This is a genomic window from Flavobacterium sp. WC2409 (assembly GCF_041200085.1).
Taxonomy (GTDB): Bacteria; Bacteroidota; Bacteroidia; order Flavobacteriales; family Flavobacteriaceae; genus Flavobacterium.
Genome location: NZ_CP165625.1, coordinates 1,780,951 through 1,797,119, shown reverse-complemented (window position 1 = coordinate 1,797,119; position 16,169 = coordinate 1,780,951). Strand labels below are relative to the sequence as shown.

The window sequence follows — 16,169 nt, the reverse complement described above, 5'->3', positions numbered from 1 at the left end:
AATGATGTATGATTTTAGTTTTTTTGGAATTTAATAAGTATTTAAAATTACGGACTACTCATTATATTTGTATTTTTTTTACAGTATGTTGTTTTTTATTTTTAATAAAATAAATATAATATAAATTTAAGATTACAAATATGGCAATGAATTAAGCTTATTTGTGAATCAAAAAACAACTAGGGCTATTCAAAATCAATACTTTTTTAATATTTCAATACGATTTATTGAAATATAAGTTTAGATTTTTGACACAATAGATTGCGGTTTTTAAATAAAAAAAGCCTTCCGTTTAGGAAGGCTCTTAATAACTAAAACAAAATACGATTAAAATTTATACGCGAGCGTCAAGAAGTACGCTCTTGCAGGAATTGCAATCGCTTGATGAAAGGCAGTAGGATTAGCAGCAATATCTGCTTTGGTAAGTCCTTCTAAATTTAAGTTGAAAGGAAATGAACCAGGTCCTACCCATCCCATAACGCCATAAGAATTCAATACATTATTTACATTGGCACTCACTCTTAATTTAGCGCTAATATCATAACCCATTGCTAGATTAAATTGACTGAAGGCTGGTAATTCGAAAGCATTGGCAAAATTAGCTTGTCTGGCTCCCATATAAGACCATGTTACATTAGCATAAAAACTATTAGAAGTATATTCAGGAGTAATATTTACCATTAAATTAGGTACGTTTGCCGCCTTATTTCCAGAATTGTCAATCATTATATCCGTTCCAGCTGTTGTATGCGAGTTGTCTGTTTGGTGAATCCAAGCGTTGTATTTTGTTGCTTTTGCATCTTGTGCAGTAATAACTCCTCTAATATTGAAATTATTAGATAACTTAACAGAACTCTCTAATTCGATACCAAAGGTTCTGATGTTATTGTACAAAGCAGGTGGATTGTATAATAAACCAGTTGCGTCATTTGTAAAAGTTACGCTATTAGGAATATCAGATAACAAACTATAAAATGGTGTAATGGTAAATATAGCATTCTCTATTTTTGACTTATAACCTACTTCATATTGCTGGATTATTTGTACTTGAGGATCTAAACTACTTGCTCCAAATTCAGTGCTAACATCATTATAAATATTATATCCAGGTGCTTTTTTACCATTGGAATAACGAAAATATAAGGCCGTTTGATCTGAAACTTTATAATTTAAAGCCCCTGAATACGAAAGATAACCTAAAGTTTTGTCATAGGAAAAAGGGCTTCCTAATGCAGATGAAGTATTGTCAAATAATGTTAACGGATTTCCATCAATACCTCCAGTGTTAGAAACGACTAATGAAGGAGCATTGTTGGTTCCGTGAATGCGAACATTTTCGTATCGTGCTCCCCAATCAAATGTTAATTTGTCATTGATTTCCCAAGTATGGGCAAAATAGATTGCTTTTTGATTTTGTTTAGAATTTATAATCGTATAGCCTTGATCTGCTCCTACGTTTACTATTCCGTTTGGATTGGTAACTTGATAGGTTACATTTCCAGGATTAGTTACGGATATACCAACAGTTTGTGGGTGGTTTTGAATTGTATTTAAAGAAACTCCCATTGATCCAGATACTCTGTATAATGATGAATTATCAAAAAAACCACCAATATTGAAAGTATGATTCTCTATTTTTTTATTAAAATTAAATTGATCTCTAAATTCATTTACCTTACTGTAATTATAAATTAAAGGAGTAAAGAATAATGAATTTGGTGAAAGTGCACTTCCAGGAGCTGTATTGCTAGTAACAGTATAATCAAATCCACTAAATGATTTAATCGTCATAATGGGTTGTCCTCCTTGTGAAACGGTATAAGTACCAGGAATAACCTGTGTTGGTGGATGCAAAGCTCCTAAAACAAAATAGGTAACAATATTATCCATTGCAATAGGAGAAACCGTACTCAAGGGTGTGAATGCTTCTACTGACATAGAAGATAAGCGGGCATTATTTGTGAATTTCCAACCATTTCCTAGTTTTTGCTCCCAGTTTAAACCAACTGAATTGTCTTTTGAATGCCATAAATCTTTCGATTTATAAGTAACATCACCTCTAGTAGGGACATAAGTAGTTAAAGAAATGGCAGGGGGTAAAACTGAAGAGGTATTAGAAAATCCTACCGATGGTTTCATATCGGTATAACTATTTGTAGGGATTCCTTCTGCTGTTAGATTGTGATCATTTAAACTTTTTACTAACAATTTCAAAGACCCAGTCTCATATTTATAAACTAAATTTCCTTTTAATTGTCCGCCAAAGTTAGAAGCATATCCAGGATATTGAGAACCGTCTGATTTTCTATAAAAACCACCAACGTTATAGGTTAAGTTTTTTGCTAATGGCCCTCCAAGATTAAAATCGGCTCTGTAATAAGGATTTTTCCCGTTTCCTTCAAGACCAAGTTTAGTTCTAATTTCACCTGCAAATTTTTCACCACCCGTTTTTGAAATATAGTTAAAAACACCTCCAGGAGCATTTGCGCCTGTAATAGAAGCAGTTCCGCCACGTACTGCCTCTAATTTATCAAGAGTGGCGTCAGCTCTTAAAAACATATCAGGACCAAAGTTAGCAAATATGGCATTGGTCACTGGAAGTCCGTCTTCCTGCATAGAAACGTAATCATATCCCCATCTACCATCATTGTTTCCTGTAGTAACTCCACGGGAATAAACGGTATTTCTTATTTCTCCAAGAGAGTTGTTGACAAAGATTCCAGGCACATTTTTTAATAATTCTGCAGCACTTGTTGGAGCCATTTTTTGAATTTGAACGGCATTAACCGTAGAAATAGCTATAGATGAATTAAGTGCTGAGCGTTTATCAAAAACACCTGTTACAACCACTTCGTCTAAGGCAGCTTGATCTTCTTGTAATGCGATATTTAATATGTTGGATTGAGGAACTTTTACCGTTACTTTTCGGGTGATAAAACCAATATATGAAACAGCGATTTGATAGCTTCCGTTTGCTACATTATTTATGGCAAATTCTCCATTAGCATCTGTATTGGAGCTTTTGTTGTTTTCCACTACAACGATTGAGGAACCTATCAAAACTAAACCTTTAGAATCGGTCACTTTTCCTTGAATTTTTCCCTCCTGCGCTAATGTAGTAGCCGAAAAACTAAATCCGACAATCAGGATTAAAATCCTAATAAATTGCGTTGTTTTCATAATTTTGGTCTTTTTTAAATTAGATTGATTTTTTTTGGTTTGAATAAATGAACAATTAATAATTTTCATTTTACAAATTTGGGGTTCAAAAATCAATTCTGTTAATCAAAAAAAGGCTGCTACTATTCTAAATCAACACTTTTGTAAATATTCCATCGGAGTAGTTCCAGTTTGTTTCTTGAAAAATCGGGCAAAGTTACTAGGGTTTTGATCGCAGAGTTTTATAGCGATTTCAGAGATGTGTAAATCGGAATATTTAAGGAGTGTTTTGGCTTCAAGAATTAACATTTCTTTCAGCAAATCTTGGGCAGTTTTATCAGTACTGGCTTTGACACATTTATTCAGATAATTTGGGGTAATATTCAGTATTTTAGCGTAATCTGAAATGTTTTGGTGTTTATAAATGTGTTGTCCTAAAGCATGTTTGTAGCGCTCTGTAATTTCGAAAAAAGCGTTTTTTGTTTTCTTATTTTGAAAAGGAATTTCCTTTTTTATCTCTTCAAAAATTACTAATAAATTATACGCGATTAGGTTTTTATTCGCCTTGTTTTCTCCTTTATACAATTCTAGCAACCTATTCAAAATACATTCTATGTTATTTAAGGTGCTTTCAGATATTTCAATTACAGGATTAGATTGAAATTGAAAAAAGGAAAATTGTTCACTAAGGTAATTTTTAGGCAGAAATTCGAATATTTTTTCATCAAAATGAAAATAAAAACCTTCGGCATCTGAGCTCATCATCTCATGTTGGGTGATTTGATATGCAGGTAAAAAAAACATAGAAGAAGGACCAAACTCATATTTGCTTAGTCCTTTACTTCTTCTGGAAATACCTTTTTTTAGAAATATAAAATCATGAACCGTTTTGCGGTGTGGTAATACTTGAAAACTCGATTTATTAGAGATTTCTTCTAATCTATTGATGTGGTATTCCTGATGACTAGGGTTAGATATAACTGGAGTCCAACTGGTAGTATGGGAATGAAACCCATGTATTTCAGAGGGAACCAGTGTTGGGATATATTCTTTATTAGACATCTTGATTTGTTTGTTATATTTTATAAAGTTACAAAAAAAATGTTACTCTATTATGGCTACAGCTCTGGTCCATCCTGCGCTTGCTCCCTTGATTTTTGCAGGAAAACAGGCTACTTTAAATCCAAATGGAGGTAAAGCTTCTAAATTTGCTAATTTTTCAATTTGACAATATTCTTTTTCGATTCCAACATAATGGGCTTGCCAGATAATTCCCGGACGTGGATTGTTTCTGAAATCTTCTGCTTGAATGTGTAGCGGAATATCCCAGCCCCAACCGTCAGTTCCCATCACTTTGATACCTTGGTCAATCAACCAGTGCGTCGCTTTTGCGGAAGCGCCCACATGAATGCGGACAAAATCAGCATCATGAATACGCTTATCAGCATCACAACGAATCAGTACAATATCAAAAGGCTTCAACGTATAGTTTATAGCGGCTAATTTCTCTATCAAATCTTCTGGCTCAAACATATAACCATCAGGTTTATCGGTAAAATCCAAAACTACCCCATCATGAAAAAACCAATCTAATGGCATTTCATCAATCGTGCGAGAAGGTTTTCCTTCGCAAGTTGGATAGTAATGATACGGAGCATCAACATGGGTTCCACAGTGACTGGTTACCGATAGGAATTCTCCGGCAGGACCATTGCCTTCAATGAATACATCAGTTAATCCTTCAAAAAGTTTTCCGCCCATTTTTTTAGCCCCTTCTTTGTGGTCTTCATAAACTATTTTGGTTGGTAACGGTTCTTTTATTTCTTCAGAAATCGTAACCGAAAGATCTATTATTTTCATGGTGTCTATTTTTTTAATTTTAAAATGAATCAGGTATCAATAACAATTTTTATTCTTTGTGTTTTAAACAAATGATTATAAAACCATCGTTGCGAAAAAGTTTACCATATAAGGGATATAAGGACATTTAAGCTAGGAACTAAAAAGAGTAATGTCTTATACGGTTAAAATTTAAATGGTTTTTATTTCAAAAGTCTTCCGCCATCTACTGTTATGATATTTCCGGTGGAAAAAGTCAGTTGAGTAGCTACCGAAAAGACAGCATTGGCTACATCTTCACCCAATGCAAATCTTCCCAAAGGTGTATTGTCTTTTTGAATTTTCAAAAAAGCAGGATCCATTGTAGTGGTGTATTCTCCTTCTACAAATCCTGGAGATACGGATACTACTCTTAATTTTGGTGCCAAAGCTCTTGCCAAAGAACGCGTCATAGAATCTAAAGCAGCTTTTGAAGCACAATAAGCAACATTGCTTCCTGTGCCAAAAATCCCTGCTATAGAGGAAATATTTACTATCAATCCGGTATCAGAAGTTGATTTTTGCAACAAATCTTTAAAAGCTCTTGTCATGGCAAAGGAGCCTCGAAAATTAGTTTGCATAATTCGGTCAATCCATTCATCACTCAAACCATCAAGGTCGTCATGAGGAACTGGTGTTGTAATACCGGCATTATTTACTAGAACATCTAATTTACCATATTTCTCTTCAACGAATAGTTTAAAAGCTTTTACTTTTTCTGAATCAGTTGTTGGAGCATGGAACAGCGAATGGTTTCCTTCCGGTAATGTTGCCAGGAATTGTTCGGCTCTTTTAGAATTAGAGTTGTAACTGATTATGATGTCAAATCCATTTTCGGCAAATTTTCGGCAAATTGCTGAACCTATTTCACCTGAACCACCTGTAACTAATACCGTTTTGCGCATGGCGTTTATTTATACGTTTTTATATCTTCTCACTCGAATATCAGCTTGTTCTTTGTGTCCCCAGAAATTTTCTATGGCACACAAACGAGAGCAATATTCTCCAATCATAGCGCTCGCTTCCGGAGTTCTGATTTCTTGATAGGAACAGGTTTTCATGAATTTTCCAACCCATAATCCGCCTGTATATTTTGCTCCGTGTTTCGTTGGTAAAGTATGATTGGTTCCAATTACTTTGTCACCATAAGCCACATTCGTATATTTTCCTAAGAATAAAGCACCAAAATTTGTCATGTGTTTCAAGAAGTATCTTGGATCTGCAGTCATTACCTGAACGTGTTCACTGGCAATTCGGTCTGCTTCGGCTACCATTTCATCAATGGTGTCAACAACTATGATTTGACCGTAATCTCTCCAAGAAATACTGGCTACATCAGCTGTAGGTAACGTTTTTAATTGTCTTTCTACTTCAGCCAAAGTTTCATAAGCTAATTTCTCAGAATTGGTCAATAAAATAGAAGGCGATGTTGGTCCGTGTTCTGCTTGTCCTAACAAATCTACGGCGCAAATCTCTGCATCAGAAGTTTCATCGGCAATTACCAAAGTCTCCGTAGGGCCTGCTAATAAATCAATTCCTATTTTTCCAAATAATTGTCTTTTGGCTTCCGCTACATACGAGTTTCCGGGACCTACAATCATATCTACAGATTCAATGGTTTCAGTTCCTATTCCCATGGCAGCAATAGCTTGAATACCTCCCAGTAAATATATTTCATCGGCACCAGCCATATACATTGCGGCAACAGTTGCAGCGGGAATTTGTCCATTAATTGGTGGCGTACATGCAATAACGCGTTTTACCCCGGCAACTTTTGCAGTAAGTACACTCATGTGAGCCGAAGCTACCATTGGGTAACGACCTCCCGGAATGTAACAGCCTACACTGTTTACGGGTACATTTCTATGTCCTAGAAAAACGCCTGGAAGTGTCTCCACTTCAATATCATGCATGGAATCTTTTTGATGCTGTGCAAAATTTCGAACTTGTGTTTGAGCAAATTTAATGTCTTCTAAAACTTGTTCTGGAACTCCACTAATTATTTCTTCAATTGTTTCTTTTGAAAGCAGAAAACTTGCCGGAGACCATTTGTCAAATTTTTCAGATAAAGAACGAACAGCAGCGTCACCGCCATTTTTAACTTCTTCTAATACGTTTTCAACTATTTCTCTTACTTTTTTATCATTAGATTCCGCTTCAAATAAAGCGATTCCTTCTTTAATTATTCTTTTCATGCGTTGATTATATTTTATTGATGGTTTGAAAATGTTCTGCAATAGGTGGATTCTGGAAATGAGGAGATAAAATAGCTCTCCATTGGGTGAATAAAGGAGATTCCCTAAAGCCAATAGATTGCTCTTTTATGTCAAAAGTTGCTATTTTTAATATCATATTCTAGTTGAAATTATTTTATTGTTTCAGTAATGGCCTCGTAATCTATTTCTAAAAAGTCTTCAACTTTTGTCGACCAATAATTTTTTATGAAAGCAAGATGATTCGGATGGTATGAATAGATTTGATAGGCTTCGTCATCTTTGAATATCATTGAAATGCCATAATCAAATTTGGTTTTTATATTCGTTTGTTTTAATATTTCAAATTTTTCAACTCCAATTATAGCTGCTAATTTATTAACCTCTTCAAAAAACTGTTTTTTATCAAGATCGGTCAGTGTGTTTTTTAATTTAAAAACGACTGAATGACGAATTGAACGATTACTTTTATCCATTGCTAAAATGCTTAAAGGAAGCGGAGTACTAATTGTTGGAGCCACATTAGTGATTTTATCACAATACATTATTGATTGTGTAACTGAATTCAAATTATTAGGCAGGTCTTTTTGGTCTCGTTCAATATTGATGTTTCCTGTGAAATTTTGACGTTTTAATTCCGCGAAAACTTCAGGGAAATTTATCATTCCAGTTCCTATTGTTACGTCTTTTATAGTAACATTATTGTATTCGGCAATATCTTTAAAATGTATTCCTAAAATATGACCTTCTAATTTTTTTAAACCCTTCACTGGATTGATACCGCTTTTAGGCCAGTGCCCTATGTCTGGACAGGCTCCTAAATTAGGATGGTTTTTTAATGCTGCTAATACTAAGTCAGGATTCCAGTAGTCACTTTTACCTTTCCAATGATTGTGAAGTGCCACTTTTATTCCATAAACACCTGCTAAACTATCAATAGCATCCAGCATGTCTAATGGAGGTTCAGCAGAAACGAATTTGACATTTAATCCTTTGGCCAGTTCAAAATCTCTTTTCCACTTATCTATTGTTTCTCCTCCGAGAATAAATAATGATTCCATTTTAAGCCCACTTTTTTGAACCATTTTGTTCAGTTTTTGAATGCCTGACGGAGATAAGTTCATTATTAAAGAATCTCGTAATTCTGGACCCGCTTTTCCAAAAGTATATCCCTCAATATATTTTAAGCCTGTGCTTTTTGCTAATTCCAATTGTTCTGGGAAAGAATAATTGTTAAAAGTAAATAATGCAATCCCTGATTTCCAATGAACCGTTTCGCTAAAACCTGCAGTCTTTTTTATTGCTGTTGGGTAATCTGTGATCGATTCAATGCTAATATCTTTATAATAAACTTCTGCTCCTTCGGATTGTAATTGTATTTTGCCTTTGGATAATGAGGTTACGGACAAATCTTGTTTTTGAGTGCCTATATTTTGTATAGCATTGACAATGTGTCCGTTAACAAGATAAACTGCTGAATTTCCGATAGTATATAAATCAATTGTTGTCCATTTCGAAAGTTCACTTTCAAAGTTTTCAGACCTATTGAATTCGCCCACTTGCAGATTGCCATAGTAAGAATTTAATGGAGATTTTACATTCCATTTTTCTCCTTTCGCCTTTCTTATATTAGCAATTGTATTGGATGTAAAATCATTATTAGGTATTAAAAATGCGTCACCAGTAGATCCTTGAGCAATTTGAAATTCAGCTCCCATCAAAAAAGCTCCCCAAAAGGCATCTTCATCACTACCTGCAAGATGGTACATAATTCCAGTATCTCTAGATAGATTCAATCTAGGTTCCCATTTTTTTGAGCCCCATTTGTATTTTAGTTGCAAATGGTAATTTTCATATTGCGCTTTAGTTGTTAATCCTCCATATATTTCTCCTGTAACTTTTAATACCTTTTCGCCATTTAGAGTGATCACTTTAAACACTTCTTTAGGGTCGTTAGCTCCCATAGATTTTCCATACATTCCATCACCAGTAGGTGTTCCTGGTGGTAAACCTTGTACAGTTTTATGTGGCACCCCCATCAATTTATACCAATAGGTTAAATTATCATCTAAAAGGTTTACTGGGTTGCCAATAGCCTTATTTTTAGTTTGAGCATTGCTGTTAACTATTGTGAATAAACAAAGTATCAATATTAAAACTGAGCTTAATTTAAGTCGTACAGATTGTTTGTTAAATCCTTTTGTTTCTTGCATAATTTAAATTTTATAGTATTATGAAAAAGTTAATATTTTATTATCGTTTTCCGAAAATAGATTTAGTAAAAAAAACACCTAATTAAGCTTATCATCTTTTTAATATTGAATACTAAAATATAATTTTATTGAAAGTTATTAATTTGGCTTCTTTTTTATCGGACAACAATTATTTTTATTAGTATTTAAACTAATTATAAGCTGTCAATAATTTCAAAGTGTTCTGCAATAGGAGGATTCTGGAAATGAGGAGATAAAATAGCTCTCCATTGGGTGAATAAAGGAGATTCCCTAAAGCCAATAGTGTGGTCCTCTAATGTTTCCCATTGTATAAGTACAACAAATTTGGTAGGTATTTCTATGCAATGTTGAAATTCCAATCCAATAAATCCTTTGGATTTTGAGACCACTAATTTGGCTTCCTGAAAGGCATCTATAAAAGCGGTTTGAGATTGCTCTTTTATGTCAAAAGTTGCTATTTCTAAAATCATATTTCTAGTAATGGAGTTAAAATAAGTCTATTAGTTAATTTAAATACTTTATTTTTTATACAATCAATAATTAATCAAAGTAATTTTTACAAAAATCTTAAAAATTAATACAAAAAGAGAATCATTTAAACGCTAGAAACAATCAAAATCAATCATTTTTGACGTTTTATTTTAAATTTAAAGAGGTATAGTATTCAATTTTAACAAATGTTGATAGTCAATAGACTAATTATGATTCTTTTTGGCTGTTGTTACTTCTAAAAATAATAGGCGAAAGACCTGTTTGTTTTTTGAACAATCGAGAGAAATAAGCGGGATCTTTAAAGTGTAACAAATACGAAATTTCAGAGATGGAATAGGAGGAGTACAGCAGGTGTTTTTTTGCTTCTGTAATGCAGTATTCATGTACAACCTGTAAAGCTGTTTTTTGTACTAAAGTCTGGCAAATACGGTTCAAATGTACAGGAGTAATTCGCAATTCACCAGCGTACTCTTTTATGAGTTTAGATTCAGGTAATGTTTTTTTAATCAGTTTTTGAAAAGCGTGAAAATAACCTAATGTTCTATTGTTAGAGGACTCTTTTTGATCTTCAAATGTGCTGTATGAATTATAAAGTCCTATAAAAAATAATTGAAATAGTGATTGAAGGCTGATTTGTTTATAAGGATTACTTTCGGAAATTGTTTTTATTATCTTATTTTTAAGGTAAATAAAATCATTTAAATCATGGTTTTCCAAATTAAAACTGTACTGTTTCACTTTATTTAATTCCAATAAAATAAGTGGGGTGTTTTTAAAAATACTTTCAATAAATTGTTCTGAAATAGTGAATACTTCGCCACTCACATCTGACTGAAATTCAAAACCATGAAAGGTGTTTGTTGGGATTAATAGTATGCAGGGAGTCATTAAATGGATTCGTATGTTGTCTTGAATTAAGACACCTTCTCCCGAAGAAATTATGAAGATTTGGAACAAATCGGTATGCAAGTGAACGTTTATTTCCCAATTGTAGACCTTACTTCTGGTAGCCAATAATTCATGGTGTACAAAATCACCAAAATCACGTTGGTTATTGTCGCCATAGAGCCCTTTGTAATGAAGAAGATTTTTTTTCATAGTCCGTTTGTGATTGCAATAGTATTAATTATTTTTTAATAAAATATACAAAATGTTTCTTTTGTACAAGAATTTAAGTAGATAGTCCAAAAAGGGAACCATCCTATTGGATACATTTGTTTTATAGATTTTTATAACTACTAATACTATTTATATGAGTGATTTTATAGAAAGCTCTTTTGATATAGAAGTGCAACCATCGTTTTTGTATCCAGATTATACTTCTACAATTTTACGGTCACCGAGTAAACCTTTGATTGTTTTGAAAAAATCATTAGCAGAAAAAACGGGGCCACTTTTTGAAGATTTTAATTTGGGAATTTTAGACCATGATTTGACTAAAAATTCAATCAAAAACGGAGAACCAATAGGCGAACGTATTGTGGTTCATGGAAAAGTGATGAATGAAAAAGGACAGCCTATACCGCATACGCTGATTGAAATTTGGCAAGCCAATGCTGCGGGTCGGTATGTGCATAAAGTAGATCAACATGATGCGCCCTTAGATCCTAATTTTTTAGGAACTGGACGTTGTATGACTGATTCTGAAGGAAATTATCGATTTTATACCATTAAACCCGGAGCTTATCCGTGGGGAAATCATCCTAATGCTTGGCGTCCCAATCATATTCATTTTTCGTTATTTGGCAACGAAATTTCCAGCCGATTAATCACACAAATGTATTTTCCTGGTGATCCGTTGTTACAATATGATCCTATTTATCAAGCCGTAAAAGCGAAAGGTCGTGAACTGTTGATTTCTAAATTCGATTTAGACAGTACCGAACCTAATTTTGCACTTGGGTATCGTTTTGATATCGTTTTAAGAGGAAATCAGGCTACACCATTTGAAAACAGATAAGAAATTCCATAGAAATAATGAATAGTAAAATGTTACAAACACCTTCACAAACTGTTGGTCCTTATTTTGCTTATGGACTTGCGCCAGTGCAATATTCCTATGATTTCAAAAGTTTAGTAGGAAATCGCATCGCTGATAAAACCTCGGATTTGATAACGATAAAAGGGAAAATTTTAGATGGGAAAAATAACCCTATTCCTGATGCGATGATAGAACTTTGGCAAAATGACGGAGTAAATCAATTTTTTGGTAGATTTGGTACAGGGACGGATGCTGAAAATCATTTTATTTTTGAAACCATAAAACCACAATCGGTTGATGGTCAGGCTCCTTACGTTACTCTTATTCTATTTATGCGCGGACAATTAATCCATTCGTATACAAGGGTTTACTTTTCGGATGAAGAAGTATTAAATGAACATGATTTTGTTTTAAATACGATCGATTCAGAAAGAAAAAATACCATTATTGCCCAGAAAAAAGAAGGATTTTACGAGTTAGATATTCATATGCAAGGACAAAAGGAGACCGTTTTCTTTGCTATTTAGCCATTAATTTTAAAATAGTATTTATGAGCTTATACACCCAATTATTTTATTCGAAAGAAGTAGATGCGATGTTTTCGGATTCAGAAGCTATCGCACAAATGCTACGTGTGGAAGTGGCTTTGGCGGAAGCCCAAGCAAATAAAGGGTTGTTTTCTAAAATAATTGCCGAAACAATTAAGGCGTGTGGTATTGTTTCTAAAATTGATATTGAAAAATTGAAATCTGAAATTGCACTTGGCGGAAATGCGACAATTCCCTTAGTCAAACAACTGACTCAAATTGTAAAAAATAAAGAGATTGAAGCTTCTAAATATGTTCATTTAGGAGCAACTAGCCAAGATATTGTTGACACTGCAATGGTTTTGCAAATACAATCATTTATATTATGGTTGGAAATAAAATGCAGTCAATTAGAACAGCAATTACTTGAATTAACAATGGCGCATCGAGAAACAATTATGGTAGGCCGCACGCTTTTGCAACAAGCAAAACCTACGACTTTTGGCTTCAAAACTGCGGGATGGTTAACAGCCATTTCAAGAAGTAAACAACGCTTGCAAGAAATTAAGAGAAGAATTTTAGTGGTGCAATTGGGTGGAGCAGTTGGGAATGGGAATACGAATATTTCTATAGAAATTCAAGAAGAATTGGCTCGTTTATTAGGATTGTCGCCTTCTTTTACTTGGCATTCCCACCGAGATAATTTGGCTGAAATGGCTAGTATTTTGGGAATATTAAGCGGCAGTTTAGGTAAAATAGCCAAAGATATTTCGTTGTTAATGCAAACGGAAGTCGGAGAAGTTTTTGAAGGTGCAGCTGAGGGTAAAGGGGGTTCTAGCACAATGCCTCACAAACGCAATCCGGTAACTTGTGCTGCTATTTTGGCGAATACAAATCGGTTGCCCCATTTGGTAGCTACAATTCTTTCGGCAATGGCTCAGGAACATGAGCGTTCGGCTGGGTTATGGCATTCGGAGTGGGAAGTATTGACCGAAATTATGCAATTAACTGCGGGTTCATTAGAAAAAAGTATCGCTTTAATTGAAGGATTGGAAGTAGATGAAAATCGAATGTTAGAAAACCTTGAATTGACAAAAGGGTTGATTTATGCTGAGAATATAACTTTGGCTTTAGCCCAAAAAACAGGAAAATTGGCTGCGCATGAATGGATAGAAAATGCTTGTAAAAAAGCCATTCAAGAAAAGAAACATTTAAAAGAAGTCGCTCTCGAAATGAATATTGATGTAGCGGATTTGGATTCTTTATTTGATCCTAAAAACGCGATTGGATTGAGCTTTGATTTAATTGACCAAGTTGTAAAAAAATTCCAATAAACGGAGATGAAAACAAATTATAAAATATCAGGAACGCCAAACAGTCCCGTATTCGTTTTTTCTAATTCATTAGGAACTACTATGGGAATGTGGGATGAATTAGTTCCGTTTTTAATGCCTTATTTTCGAGTATTGCAATATGATACACGAGGTCATGGCGGAAGTGAAGTTACTCAAAATCCGTATTCAATCGAATTATTAGGGAATGATCTCATTGATTTGTTGGATGACTTAAATATTGAAAAAGTATATTTCTGTGGTCTTTCGATGGGTGGATTAATAGGGCAATGGCTCGGAATTCATCACGCTGATAGAATTATAAAATTGATTGTTAGCAATACTGATTCTAAAATAGGATCGGCTACAACTTGGAATGAGAGAATTGATATCATTACCAAAAAGGGAATGCCGACAATAGTGGATGGGACGATGGAGCGTTGGTTTACAGATGTTTTTAGAGAAAAAAATCCAGGTAGAATTGCTGAAATTAAAGCAGATTTTATTCAAAATAATGCGCTGGGTTATGCCAATTGTTGCGCTGCTGTAAGAGATGCCGACTTTAGGGATCACTTACATAAAATTAGCGCTCATACCCTAGTTATTACAGGAAATGAAGATGTTGTTACCAATGCTGAACAAGCAGAAGTATTGGCGAAAAAAATACCAAATGCAAGTTTAAAAATACTTAAAGCTCGTCATTTATCAAGTACTGAACTTCCAAAAGAATATGCTGGATTACTTATCGATTTTATAATTGGTGAAAGCACTTTTGAAAAAGGAATGCATGTAAGAAGAACCGTTTTGGGAGATGCACATGTAAATATAGCCATAGAAAGTAGCAATGAATTCAATGGCGAATTCCAAAATTTCATCTCTAATTACGCTTGGGGCGAAATCTGGACACGACCAGGATTATCAAAACACAATAGAAGTTTGATCACCATTGCGATGCTAATCGCTTTAAATCGAAAAGCGGAATTACAAATGCACATTAAAGCGGCTTTTAACAATGGAGTTTCTAAAGAAGAAATAAAAGAAGTCATTATGCAATCAGCATTGTATTGTGGCTTACCAGCAGCAAATGAAGCTATTCATACTGTAGAAAACGTGTTTAAAGAAAATAATTTATAGACGAAAAGACACTTTAAAAAATGAAAAATATTAAAACTCAAGTTGGCATCATCGGTGCTGGCCCGGCTGGACTTACACTAGCAATTTGGCTTAAAAAAAATGGAATCGATTCAGTAATATTAGAGCGTAAAAGTCGAGAATACATTGAAAATCGAACACGTGCTGGATTATTAGAACAAAATACGGTTGATATTTTTAAAAGTTTGGGTGTTGCTGATCGTTTAATAGAAAAAGGATTGGAACATCATGGTGTTTTTTTAAGTTTTAATGGTAAAAGAGTAAGAGTGCCATTTGATGAACTTACAGGAGGCCGAAAAATAACCGTTTATGGTCAGCAAGAAGTAATAAAAGACCTTGTTGCAGATTGGATTTCCTCAGGAGGCAAAATTTATTTTGAAGCGCAAGCGGAGAGAATTGAAGATTTTGAAACGAATAATCCAAAAATAAAATTCATTCACGAAGAAGAGGAAGGAATGATTGATTGTGATTTTGTGATTGGTTGTGATGGGTTTCATGGAATTGGAAGAAAAACATTGCCTAAAGAAAGTTATACTGAATATTCCCATTGCTATCCATTTAGTTGGTTGGGAATTTTAGCGCATGTTGCGCCATCGTCTGAAGAATTGATTTATGCCTATCATGAAAATGGTTTTGCACTTTCAAGCCTTCGGTCTGAGAATATTAGTCGTTTGTACCTTCAAGTGGATAATAATGATTCACTGGAAAACTGGTCTGATGAACGCATTTGGGAAGAGTTAGCCATTCGTTTAGGAACAGAAGGATGGGAATTAAAAACAGGCCCTATTTTTGAAAAAAGCATTACACCCATGCGTGGTTTTATGATTGATAATTTACAATTTGGGAGATTATTCCTAGCGGGAGATTCTGCTCATATTGTGCCTCCGACAGGTGGTAAAGGACTCAATTTAGCAGTTGCTGATGTAAAACATTTAGTTGATGGATTACTCGATTTTTATAAAAATAACTCAATGGAAACTTTGAATGGTTACACTGAAACAGCCTTAAAACGCATTTGGCGTGCACAGGATTTTTCAAATTTCATGACAGCGCTTTTCCATAAGCAAGAAGAGCACGGTTCTTTTCAATATAGCATGCAGGCTGCAAAATTTGATTATATAGCAATTTCTAAAGCCTATGCGACAACAATTGCCGAGAATTATGTTGGATTGCCTTTTGAAGTCTTCGAATAAAATTTTGAT

14 protein-coding genes and 1 pseudogene are annotated in these 16,169 nt (G+C 34.1%); 6 read left to right on the top strand and 9 right to left on the bottom strand.

The annotated features are described in order from the left end of the window. Nucleotides 1-327 precede the first annotated feature (327 nt). The 9 genes from AB3G34_RS07680 to AB3G34_RS07640 all read right to left on the bottom strand — a co-directional run bounded on the left by AB3G34_RS07680 (nt 328) and on the right by AB3G34_RS07640 (nt 11,074). Nucleotides 328-3,180, bottom strand: a complete 2,853-nt coding sequence (locus AB3G34_RS07680; RefSeq protein ID WP_369753976.1) for a TonB-dependent receptor domain-containing protein — start codon at nt 3,178-3,180, stop codon at nt 328-330. Nucleotides 3,181-3,312: 132 nt separating this feature from the next. After that, entirely contained in the window at nt 3,313-4,221 is a 909-nt protein-coding gene (locus AB3G34_RS07675) for a helix-turn-helix domain-containing protein (RefSeq protein ID WP_369753975.1), read from the bottom strand. Nucleotides 4,222-4,263: 42 nt separating this feature from the next. Then, nucleotides 4,264-5,019, bottom strand: coding sequence for a cyclase family protein (locus tag AB3G34_RS07670; protein ID WP_291247396.1), 756 nt, complete (start codon nt 5,017-5,019; stop codon nt 4,264-4,266). A gap of 182 nt (nt 5,020-5,201) precedes the next feature. Beyond that, entirely contained in the window at nt 5,202-5,942 is a 741-nt protein-coding gene (locus AB3G34_RS07665; protein ID WP_369753973.1) for an SDR family NAD(P)-dependent oxidoreductase, read from the bottom strand. Between the two features lie 9 nt (nt 5,943-5,951). Further along, nucleotides 5,952-7,232, bottom strand: a complete 1,281-nt coding sequence (gene hisD, locus AB3G34_RS07660) for a histidinol dehydrogenase (protein ID WP_369753972.1) — start codon at nt 7,230-7,232, stop codon at nt 5,952-5,954. A gap of 7 nt (nt 7,233-7,239) precedes the next feature. Then, nucleotides 7,240-7,389, bottom strand: coding sequence for a hypothetical protein (locus AB3G34_RS07655; protein WP_369753971.1), 150 nt, complete (start codon nt 7,387-7,389; stop codon nt 7,240-7,242). Nucleotides 7,390-7,402: 13 nt separating this feature from the next. Then, a complete protein-coding gene (locus AB3G34_RS07650; RefSeq protein ID WP_369753970.1) occupies nt 7,403-9,463 on the bottom strand; it encodes a family 16 glycoside hydrolase in 2,061 nt (686 codons plus the stop codon). Nucleotides 9,464-9,657: 194 nt separating this feature from the next. Then, entirely contained in the window at nt 9,658-9,954 is a 297-nt protein-coding gene (locus AB3G34_RS07645; protein ID WP_369753969.1) for an antibiotic biosynthesis monooxygenase, read from the bottom strand. Between the two features lie 229 nt (nt 9,955-10,183). Then, nucleotides 10,184-11,074, bottom strand: coding sequence for a helix-turn-helix domain-containing protein (locus AB3G34_RS07640; protein WP_369753968.1), 891 nt, complete (start codon nt 11,072-11,074; stop codon nt 10,184-10,186). A gap of 154 nt (nt 11,075-11,228) precedes the next feature. Between AB3G34_RS07640 and pcaH the strand changes: the two genes are divergently transcribed. The 6 genes and pseudogenes from pcaH to AB3G34_RS07610 all read left to right on the top strand — a co-directional run bounded on the left by pcaH (nt 11,229) and on the right by AB3G34_RS07610 (nt 16,160). Further along, a complete protein-coding gene (pcaH, locus tag AB3G34_RS07635; protein WP_369753967.1) occupies nt 11,229-11,936 on the top strand; it encodes a protocatechuate 3,4-dioxygenase subunit beta in 708 nt (235 codons plus the stop codon). Between the two features lie 17 nt (nt 11,937-11,953). Beyond that, nucleotides 11,954-12,484: a protocatechuate 3,4-dioxygenase subunit alpha gene (pcaG, locus tag AB3G34_RS07630; RefSeq protein WP_369753966.1), complete on the top strand. Its 531-nt coding sequence runs from the start codon at nt 11,954-11,956 to the stop codon at nt 12,482-12,484. Nucleotides 12,485-12,507: 23 nt separating this feature from the next. Beyond that, nucleotides 12,508-13,818 (top strand): 3-carboxy-cis,cis-muconate cycloisomerase, encoded by a 1,311-nt coding sequence (gene pcaB, locus AB3G34_RS07625; protein ID WP_369753965.1) that lies wholly within the window; start codon nt 12,508-12,510, stop codon nt 13,816-13,818. 6 nt (nt 13,819-13,824) lie between these two features. After that, nucleotides 13,825-14,559, top strand: a pseudogene (pcaD, locus tag AB3G34_RS07620) (3-oxoadipate enol-lactonase); the annotation flags it as partial. Between the two features lie 9 nt (nt 14,560-14,568). After that, complete coding sequence (pcaC, locus tag AB3G34_RS07615) at nt 14,569-14,949, top strand: 4-carboxymuconolactone decarboxylase (protein WP_369754086.1); 381 nt, start codon at nt 14,569-14,571, stop codon at nt 14,947-14,949. 20 nt (nt 14,950-14,969) lie between these two features. Then, on the top strand, nt 14,970-16,160 hold the full coding sequence (locus AB3G34_RS07610; RefSeq protein WP_369753964.1) for a 4-hydroxybenzoate 3-monooxygenase: 1,191 nt from the start codon (nt 14,970-14,972) through the stop codon (nt 16,158-16,160). Nucleotides 16,161-16,169: the final 9 nt, after the last annotated feature.

Excerpts from the sequence above, each read along its gene's own strand:
- AB3G34_RS07680 (WP_369753976.1), bottom strand. The coding sequence starts at position 3,180 with ATGAAAACAACGCAATTTATTAGGATTTTAATCCTGATTGTCGGATTT.
- AB3G34_RS07675 (WP_369753975.1), bottom strand. The coding sequence starts at position 4,221 with ATGTCTAATAAAGAATATATCCCAACACTGGTTCCCTCTGAAATACAT.
- AB3G34_RS07670 (WP_291247396.1), bottom strand. The coding sequence starts at position 5,019 with ATGAAAATAATAGATCTTTCGGTTACGATTTCTGAAGAAATAAAAGAA.
- AB3G34_RS07665 (WP_369753973.1), bottom strand. The coding sequence starts at position 5,942 with ATGCGCAAAACGGTATTAGTTACAGGTGGTTCAGGTGAAATAGGTTCA.
- hisD (WP_369753972.1), bottom strand. The coding sequence starts at position 7,232 with ATGAAAAGAATAATTAAAGAAGGAATCGCTTTATTTGAAGCGGAATCT.
- AB3G34_RS07655 (WP_369753971.1), bottom strand. The coding sequence starts at position 7,389 with ATGATATTAAAAATAGCAACTTTTGACATAAAAGAGCAATCTATTGGC.
- AB3G34_RS07650 (WP_369753970.1), bottom strand. The coding sequence starts at position 9,463 with ATGCAAGAAACAAAAGGATTTAACAAACAATCTGTACGACTTAAATTA.
- AB3G34_RS07645 (WP_369753969.1), bottom strand. The coding sequence starts at position 9,954 with ATGATTTTAGAAATAGCAACTTTTGACATAAAAGAGCAATCTCAAACC.
- AB3G34_RS07640 (WP_369753968.1), bottom strand. The coding sequence starts at position 11,074 with ATGAAAAAAAATCTTCTTCATTACAAAGGGCTCTATGGCGACAATAAC.
- pcaH (WP_369753967.1), top strand. The coding sequence starts at position 11,229 with ATGAGTGATTTTATAGAAAGCTCTTTTGATATAGAAGTGCAACCATCG.
- pcaG (WP_369753966.1), top strand. The coding sequence starts at position 11,954 with ATGAATAGTAAAATGTTACAAACACCTTCACAAACTGTTGGTCCTTAT.
- pcaB (WP_369753965.1), top strand. The coding sequence starts at position 12,508 with ATGAGCTTATACACCCAATTATTTTATTCGAAAGAAGTAGATGCGATG.
- AB3G34_RS07610 (WP_369753964.1), top strand. The coding sequence starts at position 14,970 with ATGAAAAATATTAAAACTCAAGTTGGCATCATCGGTGCTGGCCCGGCT.